This is a genomic window from Desulfomonilaceae bacterium (assembly GCA_041662605.1).
Taxonomy (GTDB): domain Bacteria; phylum Desulfobacterota; class Desulfomonilia; order Desulfomonilales; family Desulfomonilaceae; genus CAJBEZ01.
Genome location: JBAZSD010000041.1, coordinates 1 through 22195, shown reverse-complemented (window position 1 = coordinate 22195; position 22195 = coordinate 1). Strand labels below are relative to the sequence as shown.

Sequence of the window (22195 nt, the reverse complement as noted above, 5' to 3'; positions counted from 1 at the left end):
AACGGTTAAAATTAGCCCGAAAAAGATGATTTATAAACTTGTGATGATGAAAATTCTAATCACATCATGCTGAATTGTGGAATTTTAGGGAATCCTAAGACTGAAAAAGTGATTTTTAGAGGCTCCCATTAGTGAGACGATTATTTTCCTCCTATAAGTGGTGGCAAGAACGCAAGCAACGCCGCAAAAATCCGGATCATTTTATGAACGCCTGTCGTTCAGGCGATTTGGAGCGAGTCAAGCTATTGATCCAGGAAGGCGTTGACGTCAATATGAGGCTTCACAAGGGTGGACGTACCGGTCTAATGCTTGCAGTTCAAAAGAACCAACCACAAGTCGCAGCGTGCCTTTTAGCTTGTGGAGCAGACAAAAATATCGTCGGTGGCGCAGGCGGAAAAACGGCGCTTATCCAGGCTGCTGAGCTAGGAAACATTCAAATTACCAAGATGTTGGTAGATCACAGCGCAAACCTGGATATTCGAAGCAAAATCAGTGGAAAGACAGCCCTAATGAAAGCGGCGGAAGCGGGCTTTTTTGAAATAGCGAAATACCTCGTTGAAAAGGGGGCTGATGTTCATTTTAGAGATCGGGAAGGCAGGACGGCTCTATCGTTAGCACTAGGCCCGGTGAATCAAAACGCGTTAGGGTTGCTGGAGATGCTGATCAAGGCGGGAGCTAACGTAAATGTCATCGACAATGAAGGGCTAAGCCCTTTGGACCGAGCAAGGGAATTTGGCCTTACGGATTGTGAGGAACTGCTCAAAGGCCACGGGGCCGTTTCTGGCCGCCGCAGCCAAAATCTCGGCCATGGCAAGCTCGACGACCAACACAAAAGAGCATACGAAATTCTTGAGTGCAAATTGAGCGACTCTGATGAACAAATCAAGAAACGGTTCCATGAAATGGCCAAGAAGTATCATCCGGATTCAATTTCAGGGAAAGATCTGCCTGAGGATTTCGTCAAATTCGCTAACCAGCGTTTTGCGGAACTTCATGAATCGTATCGGGTTGTGATGGAGGCGCGCAAAAGCGGCAATGCGGGACGTAAATAGATTGAATTAGTATGTGGATTCCTGAACACCACCGGATTACTATGGAATCAACCTTTTTCTTGAAAAAGGCGGTGGAAAAGTTTATGCTCGACACTGTTTGAAAAAGCCTGTGGAATTCCCGGAAACCTTGTGATGCTAATCAGTGATTCAAAATGCGGGCGGAAGAAGAAATCGCGGAGATTATTCTTATTTGCTGCGCTCGCCTTATTGATTTTCTCTGAGTTGGGAACGGTGGTCAAAGCCGAGGATTTCTGGCCAATAGAAAATCCTTTTTCTCCGTTACTGTCTTTCCCTTTGCTCCGGGGGGAAGCGAAGCTTACTGTCATAAATGCCCCAATTCAGGGCGGCTACTTTACGAACGCAAGAGAGTCAGGGAAAACGTATAATTTCTTGGATTTTGTCGATAATTACAAGCGTCCTAGTGTTTTTCTGGATTGCATGGTAAGGCTTCAGTTGAGTCGTTTCTCTTCGAGAACTTACTATGAATTTCGGGGATTCTCAGGGGAATTTGTCAGCTCCAAAGCTGCGTCAGACTCTATTAAATTTGAATATGAGGGGTGGCGACAGGGCGCAGATGTGGATATTTTCCTTGGCAATAAATCCCGAGTTGGTTTCAACATAGATTATAGCTTCTATGGCCCAAAACTTAAAATGTTCCTGTCTGATTCACTTGATGATCAGCCCGGAGGATTCAAAGGACCACAATATAGCGCTACAATTGGCGCTCACGCTGTTTATAACCCGGTATGGAATATATATGGGATGTCACCAATCGCTGAAGCCTGGGCTCATTGGCCTATTGGGGGCACATCCCTGACCGATTATGAAGTCTCGGGAGGGGTGAAATCGGCTGAAACGGTGTTGGGGTCAATTGCAGTCCAAGCTGGATACAGATGGACTTCAATTGATTTCTCAAATTATGAAAACAACCATAGTGACCGAGTCAACGTGTCTTGGGGGGGCGTTTTTGGATCACTTGTATATTATTATCGCTAACCACAGATTCTAAATGTTCTCCGCCGTCCAATCCCTTCACCTCGGTCGGCGCCAGATCAAAATCTTTTCCCCGATGAAATCATCCTAATAACATGCGAGAAGATGTGGTGTTCTAAGAGTTTCCCAATTCCGGGAATCTAATGACACCAGATATTCATTGGCAGAATCTTTGATTTAGCCTGTAAGGTTCCTGAACAACCATTGGGGCTTTTGGGCAGCCATCTGCTTGCACGTATGGGGCTATGTGATTAGACACTTTTGAGCTACAAATCTTCCTGGATGGAGATACTACAGGGGCTGCGCCACAGACGATAGTGTTTAAAGGCGCATCCCCATGTGGTCTGACAGTATTGACATATGCAATTGGCTGCACGATTACCGGAGCGGCTGAAGTTGCCCCTCTGACAAATGGGCAAGACATAGTTGGAACACGTACCACCCCGATGGAGCATGCCCGAACTTTTTCTTTAGTTTGAATTTGTATACAGGATCCGCTGGGTTCCAATGCGTGACAGTCGCCAAGCAGAGTCAAAAAGCAGGTCAATACAGGAATTACGAGGAAAAGTCGACTATCCATAGGGAAAAAATAAGAATTCATATAATGGATAAGCCTTATGGCGTGGCGCAAGCGCACAATTTAAATCATCTTAATTACAAATTCTAACAGAAGCTATTGACCCGTGTCAAATGTAATCCAAAAACAATAGAATGGTACACTGAGCGGATGATTGGAGTTTACAATCAGATCCCTAGGGATCATAGGACGAACAATTTTTTCCTGTACTCCTTCTGGACAACTCGTATTTGAGACGACCTTTTGGAATTCTGGTCAGGACCAGGAACGGTTCCATTTTATCGCTTTCCGCGTTCCAAAAGAATTGCTTTACGTCTAAAACATGACCTATGTCATCGAAAACAGTCAGGGACCACTCGTCCTGAATTTCGTCATGACAGATCAAATATTTCTTGGGGGATTCCATCCCCTTGATTAATTCTACCGCTGCATTCTTCACTTTCTGCTCGTCAGTCAGGTTTTTGTCGTTTTTCTGACCTGAGTGGTCCTGTTTTTTTGGCTTTTCACTTGGAACTCTGTCATGAAGACCTTTTTTTTCTGTCAACGACGCTTCATTCTTTACTGAAGGATTCCATTTTGAATTTTGTTCATTCTTTTTGTCCAATTGAGCTAACTGAGATTCATTCTTAGTTTTCTCACTCCCCTGATCCTTGACGTTTTTTGCCGTAGGAACACAGGCACTAATCAGGATAACAATAAAAAAAAATGTGCAGATTTTCTTCACTATGCCGCAGTTTTTCCCTTTGAGAATGCGCCATACGTTACAATTTTAGTTGAAATCTGGAAAGAATGTTTTTTTAGCGACAAAACCGAACTTGGCGCTTCATAATGCTTACACAACTTATACTCTATTCAGTGTGATTTCTGAAGACTATTGTGGGTTGCCATAAAAACGGGTATTGCTTTTCCAGTGTCCAGGTAGAGCGCTAAAACGGGTTATTAATTGACTAGTGAAGAATATTTTGATAAAAAAGAACAAAATCGAATGAGTCTTTCGGGTTTACCCATGAAACGAATCTTAAGAATTAGCATTGTTCTTTGTTGTGTCCTAATAGGTTTTGGATTGGGCTATGCAGGGGAATACGGCTCACAAAAACAGAGTCCAGAAATTGATTACACCCTAATGGGTTTCAAAGAGTCGGGGGTATGGTACTTTCCATGCGTTGCTCCCCAATATCCAGTGCGAATAGCGCCGAGTTACGTGTCCTATGGACCGCCACCTCCGTGTATGCCGCCGGCGGTGGGAACTCCGCAGACAAAGGCCCAGCGCCGGTAAATCGTTTTGGCTCTTGCATGGATGATTTACAGCAGTGTTTTTTTTGGAGATCGAGAGAGATGAGAATCAGGATATTAGCTCTTGTTGTATTGACACTGATCTTGATGGCCAGTCCCGCAACATCACACGCGTTTGGCTTGATGAGGTGGATGTTTGATGGGGTTGCCAATCAGCTTGGTCTGGATCGAGGCCCCATTCCTAAAGTTGTTCCCAACAACCCACCGTCAGATGTGCCGTCCAGACACGGGCTAAATGTCCCTCATGACCCAAACGCCAAGAAAATTTATATTCAGGCTGAGGGATTTTGACGCCGATGGCGAAATTCCTTTTTGAAGCGGCCTCTCTTTCTTACAGTTTCGAAACACCTGACTTCAGGGAAAAGTTTTGGGCCAGCCGGGAAAATTAGTGAGGCAATAACTTCTCGGGAAAGGTTTTTATTAGTAGCTCGCCGATAATTCCGGCCATCAATTCATCTCCTCGGGTAGTAAGATGTATCCCATCAGGTTCAAATAACCCGGTAGTTCGTCCACACAGAGAGTCCCTAAGGCTTACAAAATAGGGTTTGTTTTTGAGTGTAGCTTCCAATTCGTTGTAAGTAGCGTTCAGGCTCTCCTTGACAACAGGGAATTTTGTTACATCGAGAAACATAGTTCTTTCAGCCTGGTGGACATCTGTGGTGACAGAGCAATTTTCTGCCCAGAGAATTGGCTGCCAAATAAGCAAAAATTCTGCATCATAGCAATGCGCTAGCTTGAAGATATGGTCATAACGCGCTGCCGATGAGGTCACCATTCTTTCAAGAGTTGGCGAATCGCTCCTGACTGGCTCTGCAAGCATGCGTATCCTGTCAATGAACTCATTGGTGTAAGATGCGTATAGTGCGGCGTTAATCGGCTTTAACAGACCTAACCACCCCATACGGTAGCTCTCTATGAAGGCTTTCAATCTTCGATAGCCTATATGTCCATCCGGTTGTCTGTGTTCAACATACTGAAGACAGTCATTCGCTCCATCGTAGAAAACGATAACATCAGGAGTTCGTTTCTCAAAGGTCAGGGCCTTTTCTAGGTATTTCGATTCCAGTAGCGAATTGAAACCGTTTTCCCCGAAGTTAACCACTGTGAAATGATTTGGCTTTGCCTTTTCATTTAGAAATCTTGCGACAAATGAAGGAAGAGTGGTGTTTTTGTTCCTCTGGGCATTGCACCGAACAGTCGAGCCACCGAACATCCAGACAATTCTGTTGAGGTTTGGGTCAGTTGACTCTCTATTATAATCTGAAGGTGGGATGCTGTCCGTCATCAAGAAGAGGGTGTCTGGATCATAGCGGACAGGCACATGACTATAGATGCCACCATAGAGGACATAGTTTTGAAGACTCATGAATGCGAAACTGATGATTTCGATCCCTACAACTACCAGTATCGCAATTTTAACACCTTTCCAAAATACCCGCGCCATTTTTAGTTCTCCTGCGACCCAAGAAACAACAAGAACTTCTCAATTTCCTAATCTTCCATTTTTTCCCGTCACGCTATATTTGAAATCTGAGAAACACACAGCCGAGGGAAGAGGAAGTCAGGCATGGGCGACCCTGCAATCGGAAGTGGCGCCACGTGAGTTACTTGGCCCGACCAGGAAACAAGCAATTGGTAGCGCTTCAATAAAGTATTCCATCAAAATACGGCGTTCGCTTCGAAAACTCATTGACTGATTTACCTCAGGTCGGTAAGAATAACAACTCCATCTCAATATAGCTGGGACACAGGAAAGTTTAGTTTTTGGCCTAATGGGGATAAATGCACTAATATGCTTTTATTTGACTTGAATAACCAGTATGTTATATATTATAATTAATAATATGGATTAGGTCATAAGGATAACCTCATGATCTGTAAAATAAGTTTATGCTTTAAGCTTAAACTGCTAGTAGTTGTCTTGACAAGCTGTTTTCTGACGGGATGTATTGGCCTGATACCTTCTCCATTCCGTCCCTCGCCTGGTCCTCAGAAAGCGCCCCAAATCGATGACCTGGCGCAATCATTTGACATCGTGTGCCGGAATTACAAAATAGGTATAAACGATTCTCTTTCTATGCTGTTTTCGGCCCAGTGGAATATACCCATAGGTAGCTATAAGCTGGACACGCTGGACAGATTAAAGGTCAGATTTATCCTTGATCCTCAACTTAACGAAGATGTCATCATTAGACCCGATGGAATGATAACACTCCAGGCCATCGGTGACATCAGGGCCGTAGGCTTGAGCCCCGTGGAACTTGCTAACGCGATTCAGGAGAAATTCGTCAGTACAGGTATATTTAGTAAGGATGAAGCCAAGGGGGACCTACGGAATTACCAGTTGGTCACCGTCTCTGTGGAAGCATTCTACGAGAAAATATCAAAGTTGATGGCCTCACTGCAGAATATTGCAGGCGGTAGTAAAACGGCCCTTACCGTCAACCCGGACGGTACAATTGATCTCCCATTGCTGAAGGAAAAGGTTCTTTGCGTGGGCCATACTGTCAGTGAAGTGGAAAACACTGTCACTCGTCTTTACAGGGATGGTCCTCTCAGGTTTGCTGTAGTGTCAATGGGATTAGGAACTGCAAATTCGCGAAAGTTTTATGCTTTGGGTCAAGTGGGCAGCCCCGGAGCCTATGACATAACTCAGCCGATTACAGCCCTGCAGGCTATCGCCTTGGCCGGTGGTGTCAATAATGATCAAGCTGATCTGACCAGTGTAATTCTTGTCTCCAAGGATATCTATGGCAAGCCCATTGGTCGAAGGCTCGACCTCAAAAGGGTGCTTGATGTTGGTGATATGGGGTCGGAAATTCTTATTAAGCCGTACGATGTGCTTTACGTTCCAAGGACTTACATAGGAGATGTCCAACTTTTTGTGAGCCAGTACCTTAACACCCTCGCCGGATTTGTCGCCTTCAAAAACGTGTTGTCAGGAAGCTAGATTAGCCGGTGATTTTTTAGACAGGCATCGGTGGCGTTTGGCCGGTGACAAGCGGAACCCATTTTTATAGAATAATTTGAGAGACATTGTGTGGAGAGATAATATGAGGGGCCTGGGATGTGACTGTACGCAACGTATATTTAGAAAGGAGCCTAGGCTGTAAAGGCTAGACAAATTTCTGGCAAGGACAATAACCTCTAGAAATCCCAATTATTTCAACATGGAATGTAATCTAGGTTAGGAAAAGCTGAAATGCTAGAACGCGCCGATAATATAATACCTTTTTCATTTCCCAAAGATCATGGACGTCACAGTAAGTTTGGAATGGAGTGGTGGTACCTTTCAGGACGACTCGGCTCGGAAACCAAAGAGGACTGGGCCTATCACTTTACTATCTTCAGGAGAGTATTCAAGAGATGGGTTGATTTATTTCTTGTAGGTTTGGCTATCGGTTTCAAACCGATTCGGAACGTTTACTTTTTCAAACGCCTTTTTGCCAAAATGCTGGAAAATAGGGAAGGGGGAGCGATCGGAGTCGAGGGCTACGTAGGGCATCTTTCCATTACAAATATTAAAGAACGCCAATTTGTTTTCTTCGAAAGGGGAGGAATTTCGCTGCTTGATATGGCGGGAGCGTCGCAGGATAGCCTGCGAGTGTGGGTAAAGGATTGGAAGCTGGAAGCGTCAGAAGGGAAAATACATCTTGTCGCGCAAAAAAATGATTTTGGGGTGGATGTCAATTTGACGCCGATTAAACCTCCAATTTTAAACGGGGCCAGAGGTTTGAGCATGAAGGGGCTGGAACTCGGAGAAGCTTCCTATCACTATTCGATTTCCTTGTTAACAACTAGCGGAAGGCTGAAGTGGCGAGGAAATACGTACGACGTGTCGGGAACAAGTTTCATGGACCGGGAATTCGGCACCTCGATGTTGCCGAAGTCAATCAGAGGCTGGGACTGGTTTGGTCTTATTCTGGACAACAACCATGAAATCATGATCTCTCTTATTCGAAACACGGACGGAAGCATGGCAAACACATCTTCAGGAACGCTAGTTTTTCCCGACGGCGCATGCCGATGTTTCGTGGCGACCGAGCTGCTGGTTGAAGTTGTTGATAAATGGACTAGCCCTTCGACCGGGGCCCATTATCCAACCCACTGGATCGTGAGTGTTGAACCACTCGATCTGGAGCTGGAAATTCTGGCCCTTGTCAAAGAACATGAACTTGTATCGGCCACTTCCACGACGATTAATTATTGGGAAGGACCAGTAGGCGTCTCAGGAAAAATGAACGACCGAGCAATAGCGGGTCACGGACATGTTGAGTTGGTGGGCTATGCGGAGTCGGCAGGCGGTAAATTTTGAGACCGTTTTCCACAACCTGGGTGGTCCCGGTCAACCCAAACAGATGCTTATCCACAATCTGACCTGTCCTTTTTTCGATCCAGTCCTATTTAGGCTAGGGCCTTTTGTTAGTAATTGGTATGGCCTTATGTACTGCGCGGGCGCCATCCTGTGGTATATGGTGACGCGTAACGAGATAATGCGAAGAAATGGACCAATTCCTGTGATTGGCCTGCCGGAGTTACTTTTTCATGGACTTTTAGGTGGAGTTATTGGGGCCAGGCTGGGATACGCGGTTTTTTATGCTCCCTACTTTTTTCTGCAAAAGCCATGGGAGATATTAGCTTTCTGGCATGGTGGAATGAGCGCTCACGGTTGGCTAATTGGAATGGCCGTCGGTGGATTGATTTTTATCGGTAAGCACAGGACTCCATTAAGGGAATTGGCTGACGTGGTTTATCTCGGTATTCCCCTTGGCATAGTTGCTGTTAAGATTGGCAATCTCATCAATTGCGAAGGATTTGGTCGAGTCACGACTCTGCCATGGGGCATAATATGTTCAGGCGAAGGACATCTTCCTCGCCATCCTTGTCAACTCTACGAAGCGATTTTCGAAGGACTGATATTGTTCGCCGTTCTTTGGAGAATTCGAGTAAAGTCACTGAGGCCTGGGGATCTAAGTAGCTTTTTTCTGGTTGGATACGGAATTTTCCGGTTTTTAATAGAGTTTACCGCTAAACCGGTACAGTTACCCTGGTTGATGAGCTTTGGGTTGACGGAAGGGCAAGTCCTTTCCCTGGTTGTAGTAGGGGTTGGAGTGTTAGGTTACGCTATCCCCCGTATGAACTACTGGGTGAGACCGGGATAAGGTGTCGTCGAACAGTAAGTAAGCCATGCTACCCGAAGTCTCTCTACGCTGACTGCACAGGCAAGACCTTTCAATCACATTTTGTCGCCGAAGCGCATATTTGTGTCTGAGAGTAAATCCAGAAAATCCTGTGCTTCATTTTTTTGAAATTTCCAGGGTTGCGCGGACAATATCAGGTTGAGTCTCTTCTGAAAAAAATAGGCTGTCAGATACAAAGGGGTGCCGGAAAAGATTCTGTAAGCCATGCCATGCGCTTCAATGAAGTCAAGACCGCCTACTGATTTGAGGTAAGAGTCCCCAGTGATCTTACGACCCTGAGATTCCGGCCAAAGTACTCCGATGAATCCCAGGGCAAATGATGTTTGGTGCTTGCTGAGAATTTTCACGTATGCGTTTTGTCTGAAATGAAACGGTAACAGTTTGAAGAGATGGTTCAATTTCGACAGTCCCTTAATGTATTTGAGATCTGCTCCTTCCCTGAATTTCCTCAATCGGAAACGAAAAACCTGTCGAGCGAAAGAGACAGGATCTTTTCTTTGCTCACGGCTGAAACGGAAGTAAATCACGCTGTCATTATTAGGACTTTGGTAGTTTTCAAGCCGGCCCTGCATATTCACGGTCAGAGCCGCTGAAATTACGGACGTGTCGACTTTGTGCGTATCGTTCCACCGTTCTATAGATAAAGCCATGGCAGCTAGAAGATAATCAACAAATGGGACCCTTGTTTTCTTAGCCCTCAAGACGATGTCAGTTGACTCTCTAACGCTGAAAACTCGCTTGACGTGATGCTCGTTCTCGTCGCCCGTAACGCCGACTCCATAAGGAAGTGAACACTTTCGATATGGTATTATTGCCTGACAGGCTGTCCTCCAGTAGTCTGTTAAACGAGTGTTGCCCGTCTGAATAGAGCGTTTATCCCCCGTAGAAACCGAAGCTGGAATATCTGAAAATGAAGCTTTTCCCCCACATACCAACTCATGATATCTAGCCACAGATGTTTTAACAATTTCAGCCATTCTGACTGCGTCACCGGACGGATGCCATAATATGCAGGCGAGAATGTGGCGATTTGCGCCAAGTCTGAGATCATGGAATTCACACGCGGGCTCCCTGAAGATGTCTCTTTCCCGATTCAATCTAGGCTCAAGATATTTGATTAAGGTGTCAAATCCCGGAATGACCATGTCTTTTCCATTTACATCTGTAACAAAAAGGGGGATGTCGAGCATTCTTTGAAAATCCCACCCGAGATAATATCTGCCGTTGTTCTTGAATTCTTTAAGGGTAGCCCCAATTTCCGGGAAGAAGTGTCCTATTTCTGACACAACCGATTTCAGGGCGCTAATATCGACAAGCCCCTGAACCTCAAACGCTGCCAAGATGATATTTTTGCTTGTCTTGTCAGTCGTCAGGACCAGCGCCTCCGCTTGAGGTTCCAGAATGCTCGGTCTAGAAATCATAAATTCTAACCCTCCTGCTGGAAAACAACTCCAAGAACGTTACCGGAATATATCCAAGAGACAAGCATGAAGGAAGCCGGTAATGGTTTAAATTACCAAAATGTCTATAACCATATTATGCTTCATTGCGGTGGCTACGCCAAGAAGACAGCCATGGGTGCGGTTTCGGAATTAGGATCGGTATAACAGTAGATCTGGTCAGCCGGACAAAAATAAAAAACACTGCGAACATGTAAATTACGGTGAAGAGAGCTCCAAAGACCTACCAGGAATGTATGCAGTTTGTTTGCGAAATGACAACTCAAAATGAAAACGCTTCGAATCTTTCGAGTGGACAGTCTGAATGTCATCCCCTATAGTCTTCGAAATATTTGGCGCCTCTATCCAGCCATGCGCCGCTCTTAAATCCAATTGTCTGGAACAGTCAATGAGGCGAGATTGTTATCGGTATACTGACACCATCATTAGTTTTTAGTGTTCCAACGAGACCGCTCATGTCAACTCTGCCCTTGAAGTTTCCATCCTCGTAAGTGGCATTAACCTCACCGTTATTTACGGACCCCGAGAAATGATAATTGCGTTCGACGTTTAAAGGATCACGAATTTTTACGGTTCCGCTGATCTTCTTGCCTGTCTGATTGATCTGCGTAATTATAGAATGGCCCATGTATGAAGTCTCATATTTCCCAGTGACGTTGTCCATGTGAACGGACGTACCTGATCCGACAGTTCTTTTCGAGACTTCCGATCGTTCTGGCGTCAGGAACTGAGGCTCAGATGGAATGGCATAGGGTTCGGGTGGCCCCACGCTCAACTCTTTAGGTCTGGACGATTCTTGAGTAACTTTTTCCTTAGAATTACCAACGAGAAGTTTCGAATCAATCTGGGCTGATAAGGTTTTAATCCGACTCAACCTGCTAGGGTCCTGTTCGAGGCTTGCCGCGCGTTCTACAAAAGTCTTGGCGTCCTGAAAGTTGTTATCGAGCATGGAGGCAATCACCATAGCCATGATAGCATCCACATCATTCGGGTTTATTCTGACTGCCTCTTTGAGATCTCTCGTCGCAAAAGAATACTTTTGCAGGCCCATCAAAGATATAGCGCGACCAACCAGCGAATCTTGCGAGCTCGGGTTCAATTCCAGGGAAGTTGAAAAATCAGAAAATGCACTGTCATACGCCATCAACGTGAGGTAGATATCACCTCTTCTAATGTAAACTCCATAGTCCTCTCGGTTCTGGGAGAGATAGGAACTGTAATCCGCAATCGCTTTATCCAGGGTTCCCATTGCCTCATAGGCTTGTCCTCGATATTTGAACGCCTCAGTTGGAGCGCCTTTGCCAATAGCGTCAGTTAGTAACCTTATTGCACGCATATAACTGCCCCGTTCCAATTCCGATTTGCCTTCCTGAAAGAATCCTTGGGAATAAATTTTGGAACGTTGCTGTCTGACTTTGTCGACATCTTCACGCAAGCCAGAACATGCTGGCTGCGTCGTTAGTATAAACAATAGACAAATGGCGGAACAAAACAAAAAAGGCTTCACGAATTTTGTCACGGACATTTGAATTTTGCTCCACCAGAAAATCAATAAAGTCGTTGAGAATAAGCGCCGATCCAATGGAGTTAGATGGCTTCTAAGTGAGGATTATATGATAATGAAGACATGTTGTAAACCGAAGTCGAGGAATGACAAACAGCGCGCCAGTTTAGAGACTAATATAATATTTGCGGTTAGCTAGCTACGCGTGATTTAGTCTGTCTGCTATCCATATCTTTTTCAATTTACGAGAATAAGGAGTATTGAAGGAGATTCATCTTGTCATATCATCCGTTTGAGATAACAATAGAAGTTCATTAAATTTTCTCAACGAACATTTCAGTTTTTGGAGTGACATTTGCGGAGTTAACGGCATGATTAAGAGTTCAATACTTTTTAGACTTGCATGGTTCTATTTTGCTCTGGTGAGTGTTCATCTCGTATTCTTAAGGCCGTACTGGCAAGTAATGCCGGGAGAGAACGCCAAAGTCTTTTCAGGCGTCCTTTGCCTGATTGCCTTCACTTCAGCCACTTTGGTAGCGGAGAGAGGCAAATTCAGAGCCACGTGGTTTGAGATTTTGATTTCTTTTATTCTTTCAGTTCTCGCCTTTATAAGCGCCTACTTAAGCGTCACACCGGTAAGTTCCATGGCGAGATCGTTCGTTCTGGTCGCTTGCTGTGTTGGTGGATTCTGGTGCTCTCGAATCCTACTCAACACGGTGTCTAGACAAAAGGCGTTTGCATGGGTGTGCTCAGCCGCCATTGCAGTTTTTTTAGTGGTGTGCCTGTTGGGATATTCCCTAAGTGGAAACATAACGTTTTTCTTTGGGGAAAACCACCATGCCATGTTGAGTCGAATGTATCTCTTGGCTTTTGGCCCCGTGGCGCTTATCACTTTTGCAAAAGTTGTTCCCTGTATTGCAGGGGCATTGTTGCTCATACTTGTTTATATCGTTAGTCATCTGGGAGCTTCTTCTTCTGGTATCGAGATGGCGGCGCTTATGCCTATCGCTATGGCTTTTGTCGCCACCTTGGCATTGACTATGCGGACACGTTCTAGAGTAGCGTTGCTAGGCTTTTTGTTTGTAGCTGCAGCTATTGCGTCGAATTATGTATCCAATATTCCGGATAAATACCATTGGAGTCAGGAGCGTCAATATTACCGCCTGGAAAGTTACCCTTTTGCGCTGCACGTTGCGGCGCAGCGACCGTGGTTTGGAATCGGTTTAAGGGCTCCTCGTGAAAACTTCTTAAATGACTATACGGTAAGGCAACCTCAATATTCAAAAGACGCATTTACCCAGGAAATTCAGTATCTGGAAACTCAAGAAAACATGTTCTTGACTATGCTCGTGGGATTGGGCGTTCCCTTTTTTGTCCTTTACATTCTTTGCCTGACTATCATTTTGTTTCGATTAGGGGCTGAATGCATCAGGGGTCCCTCGGGAGAATCACAGGTATCACCGATTTCTCTTGTGGTTCCTCTTTCAGCAGGCATTCTCTATTGCACTACGACTGATATATTGATGTTGGCCCCTTCCGCGTGGTTTTTCCATATCCTGCTAGGCATGGCGCCGAAATTTGATCGTGAGTTTTTCAGTTCAAGTGTTGAGAGGAAACGAATACTAAAACGATTAGCCCCGGCTGCCGCGATGATCGCCATGGGCATCATTGTTGGGACGCACCCATTTTTTACTCAGCATAAGTTGTCAATAAGAAACATGATTAATGAGTTGAAATCACTTCCAATAATAACCGATTTTGTCACGAAAGGATCCGTGGGCCAAGATCCTGCGAGTTCATCCAAAACTAAGCTTGCGGATCGCAACGCACATCAACCTCCCAAGAGCTATTCCCCGTCCGAAACTCCACAGCTAGGAACTCTTATGGTAAACATCGCAGATTATCAAGGAGTTAAAGTTGATTGGGGAATATGCGCGATTTTAGATAATTCTAAATCTATGTCTGCCGAGGCCTCTCCTTGGAAGCCCAACAAACTCGCAGCGGCTATCAGCGTAGTTGACCAGATAACTGAGTCGATGCCGGCAAATTCTAGGCTGATGCTTCGCTCCTTCTACGACGAAGGACCACTTTATCGGAAAGGTAAAGATCTGTATCTGCGCGTCACCAAAGTGATGTCTGGATGGACTGTCGCTCCATTCTTGTTGTCTGGCATAGATTTCGAACACCTAACTTCAGCAAGAGAGAATAATTTATGCATTGCCGCGGCCTCCAGCCTCGAGACTGATTTCAGAAAGGATGATCCCCAGTTCCCTAGGGTCTTGTTGCTGACTGAAGGATCGACACAATGCCAACTGACCGATTTCATGAGCAAACTTAGCATCAAAAAATTTGGATGGGATGCGGCTCGTCTCGATGTAATCGCCTTTGGGCCAAAAGGAACGATTGGTGGCCATCTACGATCAGCGGTCTCAAAAACAGGCGGGACATTGCTTGAAATAACTGATCCCCAGGCCATTTCCGAAACAGTGGAACGTTATTCAAACTTTTTAAGAAAACATGTGGAGCAGTTTGTAACTATCAAGAAAACAGACAATATATCATTTCCGACCGAAGTGAAACTTTCAGAACAACTGATTTTGCAACCCGGATTCTACAATATTACGCTACCGTCAATTCCAGGTTCAGCAGGTGGACAACGTGTAATAGAGCAAGTGAAGGTGTCCGCCCACAAGACTACAGTCGTTGAGATACCGGCACAAGAGGGGAAACCATCTATCACGTTCCTGGATTCAAATTAGTGTTGGGCGGCCAAAATAAGAGAGAGGGGTTGCCTCGTGGTTGCAAGACCGTAGCTCTATTCGATTTGTAATACTCTAACACCGTTTTCATCAAAAATCGGTGGGAAAATTGTTTTGTCAAGAGCCGCAAAATAGTTTGCAGAATTGGTTAAATACCAAATGAATCCATTGAAAGGCTCAAAATATGGGGACGAAGTCTTCAACCTTTCGGGGTCAAAATCCTCTAATCGCACGACCAGGTATTTGATATGGTTAGATTTACAGAAAATCCTAATCTCTTCAGGGTTCGAGGAGTAGTATGCCTGAAAAAAATCAAAAGTCCTTTTTTTAATTTCGCTCCAGTGGGGTTGAATCCATGTATGTGATAATGCATAAGTCACAAAAGCCGGACGTTTCGCGAAAGTGACGACGTTGCTCATAATATACGGGTGGCCCGCAGTCAGAGCGTTTTTCTGAGTTGTCTGCAGGAATTTGTAAAGATTATGATGTTCCGAGAAATCGTAAAAGTCGACATGGCGTCCCTTAATACAAGCAAAGGCCAACAACGTCAGAATAAGTCCGAGCGCCTTAACTCGGCTGATTCTTATCTTGTCAAATAGAATCCGCAGCGCTACTGCAAAGCTGATACAATTGATGATGTTCAGCGTAAAGAAAATATATCTTCCTGGAACAAACAGCTTGACCAGAAATAATCTCGCAATTGCATAGAGTATTAAGGAAACCGGGATAATGAATAACAGCCCTTTCAACCCTTGCCATTTCACAACCGGCTTGTAATTTAGCAGAGCCCATATATACACAGTTACGGTAATACACGCCATGATCCAGCCTGTGACGGGTTCCCAGTATGGAAATGACAGGTTAAATATCCAAGGCAGTATCAATTCGTGAAAAAATTCCGGAGCAGGATACAATTCATAGCGTCCGAACTCCGCATACTCGCTTTTACCAACCATCTCCACCCAACTTATTAGATGCCCAGTGCTCGATTGATACCAGATAACGTTCGCAGACATGATAAGCACACCCAGGATTACTGGAATGTTAAGAATTAAAAGGCTCTTGATGGTTTTCAGTATCGATTGAAATGTTTTTGGAAACAGCCTGGGGCCGAACATGGTCACCATGAGCAGAGCATGGGTGAGTAGACATAAAAGAAAAACATACGGATTGACAAGAGATTGAATTAAAACGATCAAGCCTGCATGAAAGATTTTATCCTGCGAAACAAACAAAAGATACGCTATTAACAAAGGGAACACAAAACCGCGCGATAATCCCCCTGCCATCTGACCCTGAAATCCACTGAACAAAAAATAAACGATTACGACCAGAAAAGCGGTGAAGTCATCACCGAACACGCGTCCCCAAGCAAACCATAATCCAGCCGTGACTATGAAGAGTATCGCCGTCAGGATCTTGGACAAGAGCAAGGGATCAAACCAGATACAACCGATACGGTAAATCGCCTTCAAGCCAACCGGAACATAGCTCTCTGCATATAAGGCCAAGAAATCATTCTGAAACAACTGAGGATCACGCCAACGTTCCATCCAGAAAATTTGTTGCCGTGTATCAGCATTTATGAGGTAGGGATTCGAAAATATGTCGAAATTTCCTACGCAAAAAACTGTAGCGGCGCAAGTGATAACGAGAAGCCAAAGAAGAACAGTTTTTCGCCAATTGTCGATACTAACTAATGGGAACCTCATGAATTATTATCCTGGTAAGCCGGGGTTTTGTAAAATTCTCCGTTTAGGCATAATCTGAGGCGGATTCTGAGCGAGATGCATGTGCGTTTGTCATTGCTCTCCATATACAAGTGGTTTCAGGATATGGATTGAGCCGTCTGGACCAATTATTCTTCGGAAGGGAAATCGTCTCACGGTCTCATAACCGCTAATGTTACCCAAGGTAATCACATAATCCTCTCTGTCTACCCACCACCAGCTTTTCCCCTCCTTAGGGTGAAAATCCTTAGAGAAACAATGGTAGCCATTAAATTCAAAGCCACCGTCTATATGGTTCGGCGATACTTTTAGATCTTGCGTTAGATAATTGAGAGCCTGTGCCTGTGATCGTTTGAGGGCCATGAAATCGTGAGTTGCGGACACCGAGAAGAAGGCTATGAGAATTAATGCGCCAGCGGCCGGGGCCGAACTCCTGACTGAAAACTTGAAATTTCTCAACCTACTTGAACAGGAAAACAGGAATACAATTAGCATCGCGCATAAAGGAATCATGTATCTGTCACGAATACTTGCGAGAGATATTGTCCCTGCGTACATCAGGATGAATATGAGTGTCAAACAACTTAGGAAACTGCAGTTGTCAACTGATCTAATAATCATCTTTGAAATTTCACGGATACGTTTCCATACAAGAGGCAAAATTAGGCCTAAAGACAAGACCGACCACCAGACGAAAATATAATAAACTTCCACTGGCAGAGTCGTCATTCGGTTGATACCGAGAATATAAATGTCTTTGAGCAAAATCGGGCCTAGGCCAAGATTGAAGATTACATTCCCAGTCAACAATATCGGAAGGGTAAACACACCTGAAAGCATCCCCACCTCCAAGGCAATAAATAACAAGGTGGTGAATATGAAAAAATATTTGAGACCTGAGTGGCGGAAATACTGTTTGTAGAGAAGTCCTATAACAGGTGAAACTAAAAAGGCAGTGTATCCTAAAATATTTTGGGACGCTTGTACCATAAGAAAAAACAGATAATCTGGAAATCCCATTGCCCACGGATAATTAAACATATCGTGAAAGAGTTTATGCTCTGTCAAAGGTGTGCTTCCCACGTAATAGAGAAAATACTCAAAGCCAATCCAAGGTGCGCCAATGATTGTCAAGGCCATGACAAAAGCCTTGCGATAACCAAACTGGCGACCTCCCGGGTGAATGACACATGCAATTATAAACGCGAACGCTATCAAAATTCCAAATTGCCTGGTCAGTGTGGCCAAGAGCCCAAATAGCAACCCAACACCGATAGTTAGAACCTGATTCTTTTCGATACCCCTGTGAATAAAAAGAAACGAGAAAATAATCAGGGACACAAACGTTACGTCTGTCATGTAAGTAAAAGACTGGGAAAAATACAAAGGATTGAACACTAAGGTCAATGTTCCCCATAAGGATGGCCAGTTTGCAGCATTTGTAGCTTTCAGGAGAGAAAAAAAAGCAAGAGAGCCCATGACGGCCATAACGAGTACAGAGATTCTCAGAATGGTAAAAGTATATCCAAAAACTTTTGAAAAAAGATTACCCCATAGCAAATGCGAAATGAGGGCTGGACCCCCTCCCAAGCCTTTTGGGCCAAGCCAGGTAGGTCCCAAAGTTTTTTCGTTGCTGAGCTTTTCCAAAGCGGATGTATAAGCGAAGTCGTCGTTGACCATGAACTCTCCAACGGGATCGACTATGTAAACGGCAACCGTCCATATCAGCAGCAATGCTGCTACACATTCCCATCGTGAATTCATGAAAAATAAGCCTCTTGCAAAAGTGTTTTTGTGGTCCTAATTCACCTCAGAAACGCGCATCATTAGGAAACGGGCAGAGTCTGAAGGCTTTCCCTGATGATAGTTCACCCAATAATAATGGAATTCGAGTTGAGCAAAAGCGTGCAAACGCCGGCTTTAATGAGAAGAGAATTCATCTTGAGATTTCTCGTCTAATTCCGAGTTGGAATCATAGGGCATTTACCGCGGCCATTCAGCAATTTAGCGGTTTTGCATTTAATTCTATTTGTGATAAATACTTATTTGTGGTCCATTCTTATGAGTCTAGTCAACATCTACTTCCCTTCTTATTCGCAAGAAAATAGAAAGAAAATGGTTGAAAAAAATAATAATCAATCTATACTGTTAAATAGGGAATTAGTTTACAAACTCATTATGCCACCAACAATGGTCATAATAATTGCCACGAGTCAAGTAAACGTAAGGAGGTATCTGGGCAGATGAAAGAATTATTATCTAAAGTGGTTAGCGCTCAATCTGAAAATTTGGACGGTTTTGAAGTGTCTAGCCGCAAATATGTTGCCTATCTGTTGTTCCTTTTGCCGGTACTGACATTTTTGCTTCTAGCCTGTGGCGGTGGTGGTGGCGGCGGTGGTGGCGGCTCGACTGGAACCTGAGCTAGGCTTCTGCGCCATCTTTATTCATTAGGGTGGACAGGCGGTTCGTTGAGTTAATGAGCCTGTGGTCGGGGGCAAGATAAATTGTTGTTGCCTCTCGGCTTGAGGCAAGGGCTGTGGTTTTCTAAAATTCCCCATAGCTTTGTCAAACCGACCCATTACAACGCAGTGGCTGTGCTGCTTCCACTTGTCATGATTTTCGCAGCGGGGGGCTCGACCTTAAGCCTTGCAGACGACGTATTGACCTACGATTACGAAACGATTAAAAAGTTACACGATTATAAGTCTGAACGTCAGATCGACCATCAGTTCTATATGAAAAATCAAAAGAAGATAGTCGGGCTGATTACAATAAACGCCTAATGTCGATCGACCAGAATGCCAGATCGAGCGCTCTCTCGAAAGGCTGACTCAAAATCACGGCCATGAAGAGGTAGGGAAGCTCGCTAACAAGACATAGGCCCAGACAAAAGCTTTCCAGCCTGGCCAACTAAGTAAAACAAACCTATGAATCGTGGTAATACTTGTAGCTCTGGTGGTAATAGTGCCCTCGATAACGATAGCCGTATTTGTACCCATAACCATATAGAGCCGGAGCATAAGTTCGATTAAACACCAGGCCCAAAAGATTTACTCCATCAATTGCGGTAACCTGATCAATTGCTTCGGCTACTTCATTCTTACCTACGTAACCCTGCCGAGCGACCAAGACCACGCCATCCAAAAATCGAGCCAGGATAGGGGTATCAGGAAACCCCAAAACAGGTGGACAATCAAACACGACGTAATCAAATGTCGAATATAGTTCATCTATAACCTTTTTCAGGTTAAAAGAGTGCAGCAGACTTACTGAATCGGACGGCACCGGGCCAGAGGTGACAAAATACAGCCCCGCGACCGCATTATGCGCATGAATGACCTCGGATAGCGGCATGGCATTGCCGTTCGCACTTAGAACATTCGAAATACCAGGAGTCGTTCCCGGAACACCGAAAACTGAATGGATTCGAGGTTTACGCAAATCCATGTCAACGACCACGACTCTTGGGCTATTCCCACTGCAGAGAATAGAAGCGAAGGACACTGCCAACAAAGTCTTACCTTCAGAAGGCAATGCGCTGGAAAAGCAAAAGCTTTTCATTTGAAACCCGGGGTTTGAAAACAGTATTGACATTTGTAGATTTCTTAACGAATCTGCCAGAGGAGTCTTGGGGCGGGAATATGCTAAAAATTCAACAACGCCTTGCGACAGTTCGTTATCCCCATAACTTCCCGTTTTTGAAACATCCGGAATAACGCCCAAACGTCGTATATGAAGGAACTTACTCAAATCGTCAGGGTTCTGAATTGTGTCATCCATGCTCTCCCAAACAAAAGCGCATCCCACTCCGCCTATGAGGCCGACCGCCAATCCGATCAACAGAACGAGATCCTTCTTCGGCCAGGAAGGGGATCTGGGCGTAGTCGGTTGATCTACAATGACCATATTGTTACTAATGGTTCTTCCTTTTATATCCGTCTCCTGAATTTCCTTCATAATCAACTTGAGAAACTCGGAATTTGACTCAACCTCTTTTTTGAGGATTGAGAATTCCGCTTCGAGCGCCTTTACTCTGGTTACCTCCCGTTTGGCTTCATCCACCTGTACCTTGTAAAGATTTTCTTCTTTTTCTGCAGATTCTATCGATCCAGAAACGACATTTCGTTCCACTTGAGCAATTTTATCCTCAAGGAATTTCATTTTTCGCTTCATCAGGACCATTTTAGGATAAGTAGGGGAATAAACCCCACGCATCTGTGTATAGTCAGCTTCCAGCTTCGAGTGTTCTTCTCTAAGTTTATTCACGTAAGTCTGGTCAGCTTGACTGGGAGCAGGACCAGCCCCAGGAAATTTTAAATCTTTCAGCGCTTGAGCCTTTAGTTTGGTTTCTTCAGAACGCCATTGCCCCTCAAATCTCTTGTTTAATAGGGACATGACTTGGCCCAATGCTCCGTCAGCAGACAGGAGTACGCTGTGATCCACCGCAAAATCGAGGAGTTTAGACTCTGCCGTCCTTAATTTTGTTTCAGTAGTATTCGCTTCGTCTCTCAACCACTGACTTACCTGTAAGGTTTCACCTCTTCTTTTTTCCAAATTGTTTGTCAAATATGTGTCAAGGTAATTTGTGAGAAGATCATGGGCCAATTGTGGTGATGTAGCGGTGATGGACACTTCCAGAAGGTTACTCGCTCTAACGGGTTTAGCTTGCAAATTCTTGGCCAATGAGCCTCCCAAGGCTGAGCGTCTCTGAGCGCCCTTATCATCGCTATTCTCATCATGAGAAGCGCCTTTTATCCATGCCGAAATCGTTGCAAACAAATGACGTGGAATACCAATCAAAGAAAAATTGGCCGCTTCATCTCCTTTGCTTTCAGCAAGTTTCATGCGGTCCACGACGGCTTCGCCCAACGTCTTGGATTTCAGGATTTCGATCTGAGTGCTGGTATTGGCACGAGGATCTACGTCCTCACCAGTAAGCCTCTTTTCTGATTTATCTTTTTTGTCGATGATTTCAAGGCGAGCGACAGAGGTGTAAAGAGGGGTAGCGTAAAACAAATAGAGGATAGTAACAATAACCGCTACTACAAGAAACAGCAAAACGGCCATACGTCGCCGTATAATTACGTCTAGATAGTCTTTAAAGTTTTTTGTCGAGCCATCAGGATCATCCGCTTGTCCGTAACCGGAAACCCCGGGCCCCTGTGAATATTGATAAGGGAAGGGGGGATGCCCATGAGGAAAAGCCGACGGATCCCATGGCGTCGAGCCGATTCCAGGTTTATTTTGCGGAACTGGCTTGTCTATAGACATCAGAGTTGTTCCCCGTCATTGCGGGTTTTGTCAAACAATAGTGTTACCCTTATAATACCGAGCTAATTATATCACTTTTTTAGACTATAACATTAATAATTATTAATCAAGGGCGTTTACAATCGCACAATCTTTCATACTCAGCGAAGGGCCTAAAATAATTGAACCCATGAAATGATCATGGGCTCCCGAGTCTTTGGCTATGACGCCAATCCTAATATTATTGAAGAGTAATGGTCCAGGAAAAAAGGACATTGGCTTAGGTGCAAGAGCTGCTCTAAATTAATCAAAACAGAAGGAGCAGTAAAAATGGCTAAAGGAAGTAGAAAGAATCACGGGACAGCGTTCAAAGCTA

The 22195-nt window shown here is 44.6% G+C and carries 16 protein-coding genes; 9 read left to right on the top strand and 7 right to left on the bottom strand.

The genetic code is table 11. From position 1 onward, the window contains the following. The first annotated feature begins 131 nt into the window (after nt 1-131). Both WC647_19135 and WC647_19130 read left to right on the top strand, forming a co-directional pair. Nucleotides 132-1052, top strand: a complete 921-nt coding sequence (locus WC647_19135) for an ankyrin repeat domain-containing protein (GenBank protein ID MFA6224421.1) — start codon at nt 132-134, stop codon at nt 1050-1052. Between the two features lie 132 nt (nt 1053-1184). Continuing rightward, nucleotides 1185-2048: a hypothetical protein gene (locus tag WC647_19130; GenBank protein MFA6224420.1), complete on the top strand. Its 864-nt coding sequence runs from the start codon at nt 1185-1187 to the stop codon at nt 2046-2048. 749 nt (nt 2049-2797) lie between these two features. Here WC647_19130 and WC647_19125 read toward each other — a convergent pair. Beyond that, the gene (locus WC647_19125) at nt 2798-3166 is read right to left on the bottom strand and encodes a hypothetical protein (GenBank protein MFA6224419.1); all 369 of its coding nucleotides are present in this window, start codon (nt 3164-3166) and stop codon (nt 2798-2800) included. Between the two features lie 602 nt (nt 3167-3768). Here WC647_19125 and WC647_19120 point away from each other — a divergent pair. Further along, nucleotides 3769-4206, top strand: coding sequence for a hypothetical protein (locus WC647_19120; GenBank protein ID MFA6224418.1), 438 nt, complete (start codon nt 3769-3771; stop codon nt 4204-4206). Between the two features lie 94 nt (nt 4207-4300). Here WC647_19120 and WC647_19115 read toward each other — a convergent pair whose 3' ends face one another. Next, a complete protein-coding gene (locus tag WC647_19115) occupies nt 4301-5359 on the bottom strand; it encodes an SGNH/GDSL hydrolase family protein (GenBank protein ID MFA6224417.1) in 1059 nt (352 codons plus the stop codon). Nucleotides 5360-5785: 426 nt separating this feature from the next. On the opposite strand from WC647_19115, the gene WC647_19110 reads away from it, so the two are divergent. The 3 genes from WC647_19110 (at nt 5786) to lgt (ending at nt 9077) form a co-directional block, all read left to right on the top strand. Beyond that, nucleotides 5786-6865, top strand: coding sequence for a polysaccharide biosynthesis/export family protein (locus WC647_19110; GenBank protein MFA6224416.1), 1080 nt, complete (start codon nt 5786-5788; stop codon nt 6863-6865). A gap of 252 nt (nt 6866-7117) precedes the next feature. Continuing rightward, nucleotides 7118-8230 (top strand): lipocalin-like domain-containing protein, encoded by a 1113-nt coding sequence (locus WC647_19105; GenBank protein ID MFA6224415.1) that lies wholly within the window; start codon nt 7118-7120, stop codon nt 8228-8230. Next, on the top strand, nt 8202-9077 hold the full coding sequence (lgt, locus tag WC647_19100; protein ID MFA6224414.1) for a prolipoprotein diacylglyceryl transferase: 876 nt from the start codon (nt 8202-8204) through the stop codon (nt 9075-9077). The genes WC647_19105 and lgt overlap by 29 nt, the downstream gene beginning before the upstream one ends. Nucleotides 9078-9151: 74 nt before the next feature. Here the strand turns inward: lgt and WC647_19095 are convergent, their stop codons facing one another. Both WC647_19095 and WC647_19090 read right to left on the bottom strand, forming a co-directional pair. Continuing rightward, nucleotides 9152-10537, bottom strand: coding sequence for a hypothetical protein (locus WC647_19095; protein ID MFA6224413.1), 1386 nt, complete (start codon nt 10535-10537; stop codon nt 9152-9154). 424 nt (nt 10538-10961) lie between these two features. Next, nucleotides 10962-12101: a tetratricopeptide repeat protein gene (locus tag WC647_19090; protein ID MFA6224412.1), complete on the bottom strand. Its 1140-nt coding sequence runs from the start codon at nt 12099-12101 to the stop codon at nt 10962-10964. Between the two features lie 350 nt (nt 12102-12451). Here WC647_19090 and WC647_19085 point away from each other — a divergent pair, with 350 nt between their 5' ends. Further along, the gene (locus WC647_19085) at nt 12452-14839 is read left to right on the top strand and encodes an O-antigen ligase family protein (protein MFA6224411.1); all 2388 of its coding nucleotides are present in this window, start codon (nt 12452-12454) and stop codon (nt 14837-14839) included. A gap of 56 nt (nt 14840-14895) precedes the next feature. Here WC647_19085 and WC647_19080 read toward each other — a convergent pair whose 3' ends face one another. Next, entirely contained in the window at nt 14896-16551 is a 1656-nt protein-coding gene (locus tag WC647_19080) for a hypothetical protein (protein MFA6224410.1), read from the bottom strand. Nucleotides 16552-16641: 90 nt separating this feature from the next. Then, a complete protein-coding gene (locus tag WC647_19075; protein MFA6224409.1) occupies nt 16642-18333 on the bottom strand; it encodes a glycosyltransferase family 39 protein in 1692 nt (563 codons plus the stop codon). Nucleotides 18334-18812: 479 nt separating this feature from the next. On the opposite strand from WC647_19075, the gene WC647_19070 reads away from it, so the two are divergent. Both WC647_19070 and WC647_19065 read left to right on the top strand, forming a co-directional pair. After that, the gene (locus tag WC647_19070; protein MFA6224408.1) at nt 18813-18989 is read left to right on the top strand and encodes a hypothetical protein; all 177 of its coding nucleotides are present in this window, start codon (nt 18813-18815) and stop codon (nt 18987-18989) included. An 84-nt stretch (nt 18990-19073) separates the two neighbouring features. Beyond that, nucleotides 19074-19352, top strand: coding sequence for a hypothetical protein (locus tag WC647_19065; protein MFA6224407.1), 279 nt, complete (start codon nt 19074-19076; stop codon nt 19350-19352). A gap of 142 nt (nt 19353-19494) precedes the next feature. Here WC647_19065 and WC647_19060 read toward each other — a convergent pair whose 3' ends face one another. Continuing rightward, a complete protein-coding gene (locus tag WC647_19060; GenBank protein MFA6224406.1) occupies nt 19495-21840 on the bottom strand; it encodes a Wzz/FepE/Etk N-terminal domain-containing protein in 2346 nt (781 codons plus the stop codon). Between the last annotated feature and the right edge of the window lie 355 nt (nt 21841-22195).

Coding starts and splice junctions, on each gene's coding strand:
- WC647_19110 (MFA6224416.1), top strand. CDS start 5,786: ATGATCTGTAAAATAAGTTTATGCTTTAAGCTTAAACTGCTAGTAGTT.
- WC647_19075 (MFA6224409.1), bottom strand. CDS start 18,333: ATGAATTCACGATGGGAATGTGTAGCAGCATTGCTGCTGATATGGACG.
- WC647_19085 (MFA6224411.1), top strand. CDS start 12,452: ATGATTAAGAGTTCAATACTTTTTAGACTTGCATGGTTCTATTTTGCT.
- WC647_19120 (MFA6224418.1), top strand. CDS start 3,769: ATGGTACTTTCCATGCGTTGCTCCCCAATATCCAGTGCGAATAGCGCC.
- WC647_19080 (MFA6224410.1), bottom strand. CDS start 16,551: ATGAGGTTCCCATTAGTTAGTATCGACAATTGGCGAAAAACTGTTCTT.
- WC647_19115 (MFA6224417.1), bottom strand. CDS start 5,359: ATGGCGCGGGTATTTTGGAAAGGTGTTAAAATTGCGATACTGGTAGTT.
- lgt (MFA6224414.1), top strand. CDS start 8,202: ATGCGGAGTCGGCAGGCGGTAAATTTTGAGACCGTTTTCCACAACCTG.
- WC647_19105 (MFA6224415.1), top strand. CDS start 7,118: ATGCTAGAACGCGCCGATAATATAATACCTTTTTCATTTCCCAAAGAT.
- WC647_19090 (MFA6224412.1), bottom strand. CDS start 12,101: ATGTCCGTGACAAAATTCGTGAAGCCTTTTTTGTTTTGTTCCGCCATT.
- WC647_19130 (MFA6224420.1), top strand. CDS start 1,185: ATGCTAATCAGTGATTCAAAATGCGGGCGGAAGAAGAAATCGCGGAGA.
- WC647_19060 (MFA6224406.1), bottom strand. CDS start 21,840: ATGTCTATAGACAAGCCAGTTCCGCAAAATAAACCTGGAATCGGCTCG.
- WC647_19095 (MFA6224413.1), bottom strand. CDS start 10,537: ATGATTTCTAGACCGAGCATTCTGGAACCTCAAGCGGAGGCGCTGGTC.
- WC647_19070 (MFA6224408.1), top strand. CDS start 18,813: ATGAAAGAATTATTATCTAAAGTGGTTAGCGCTCAATCTGAAAATTTG.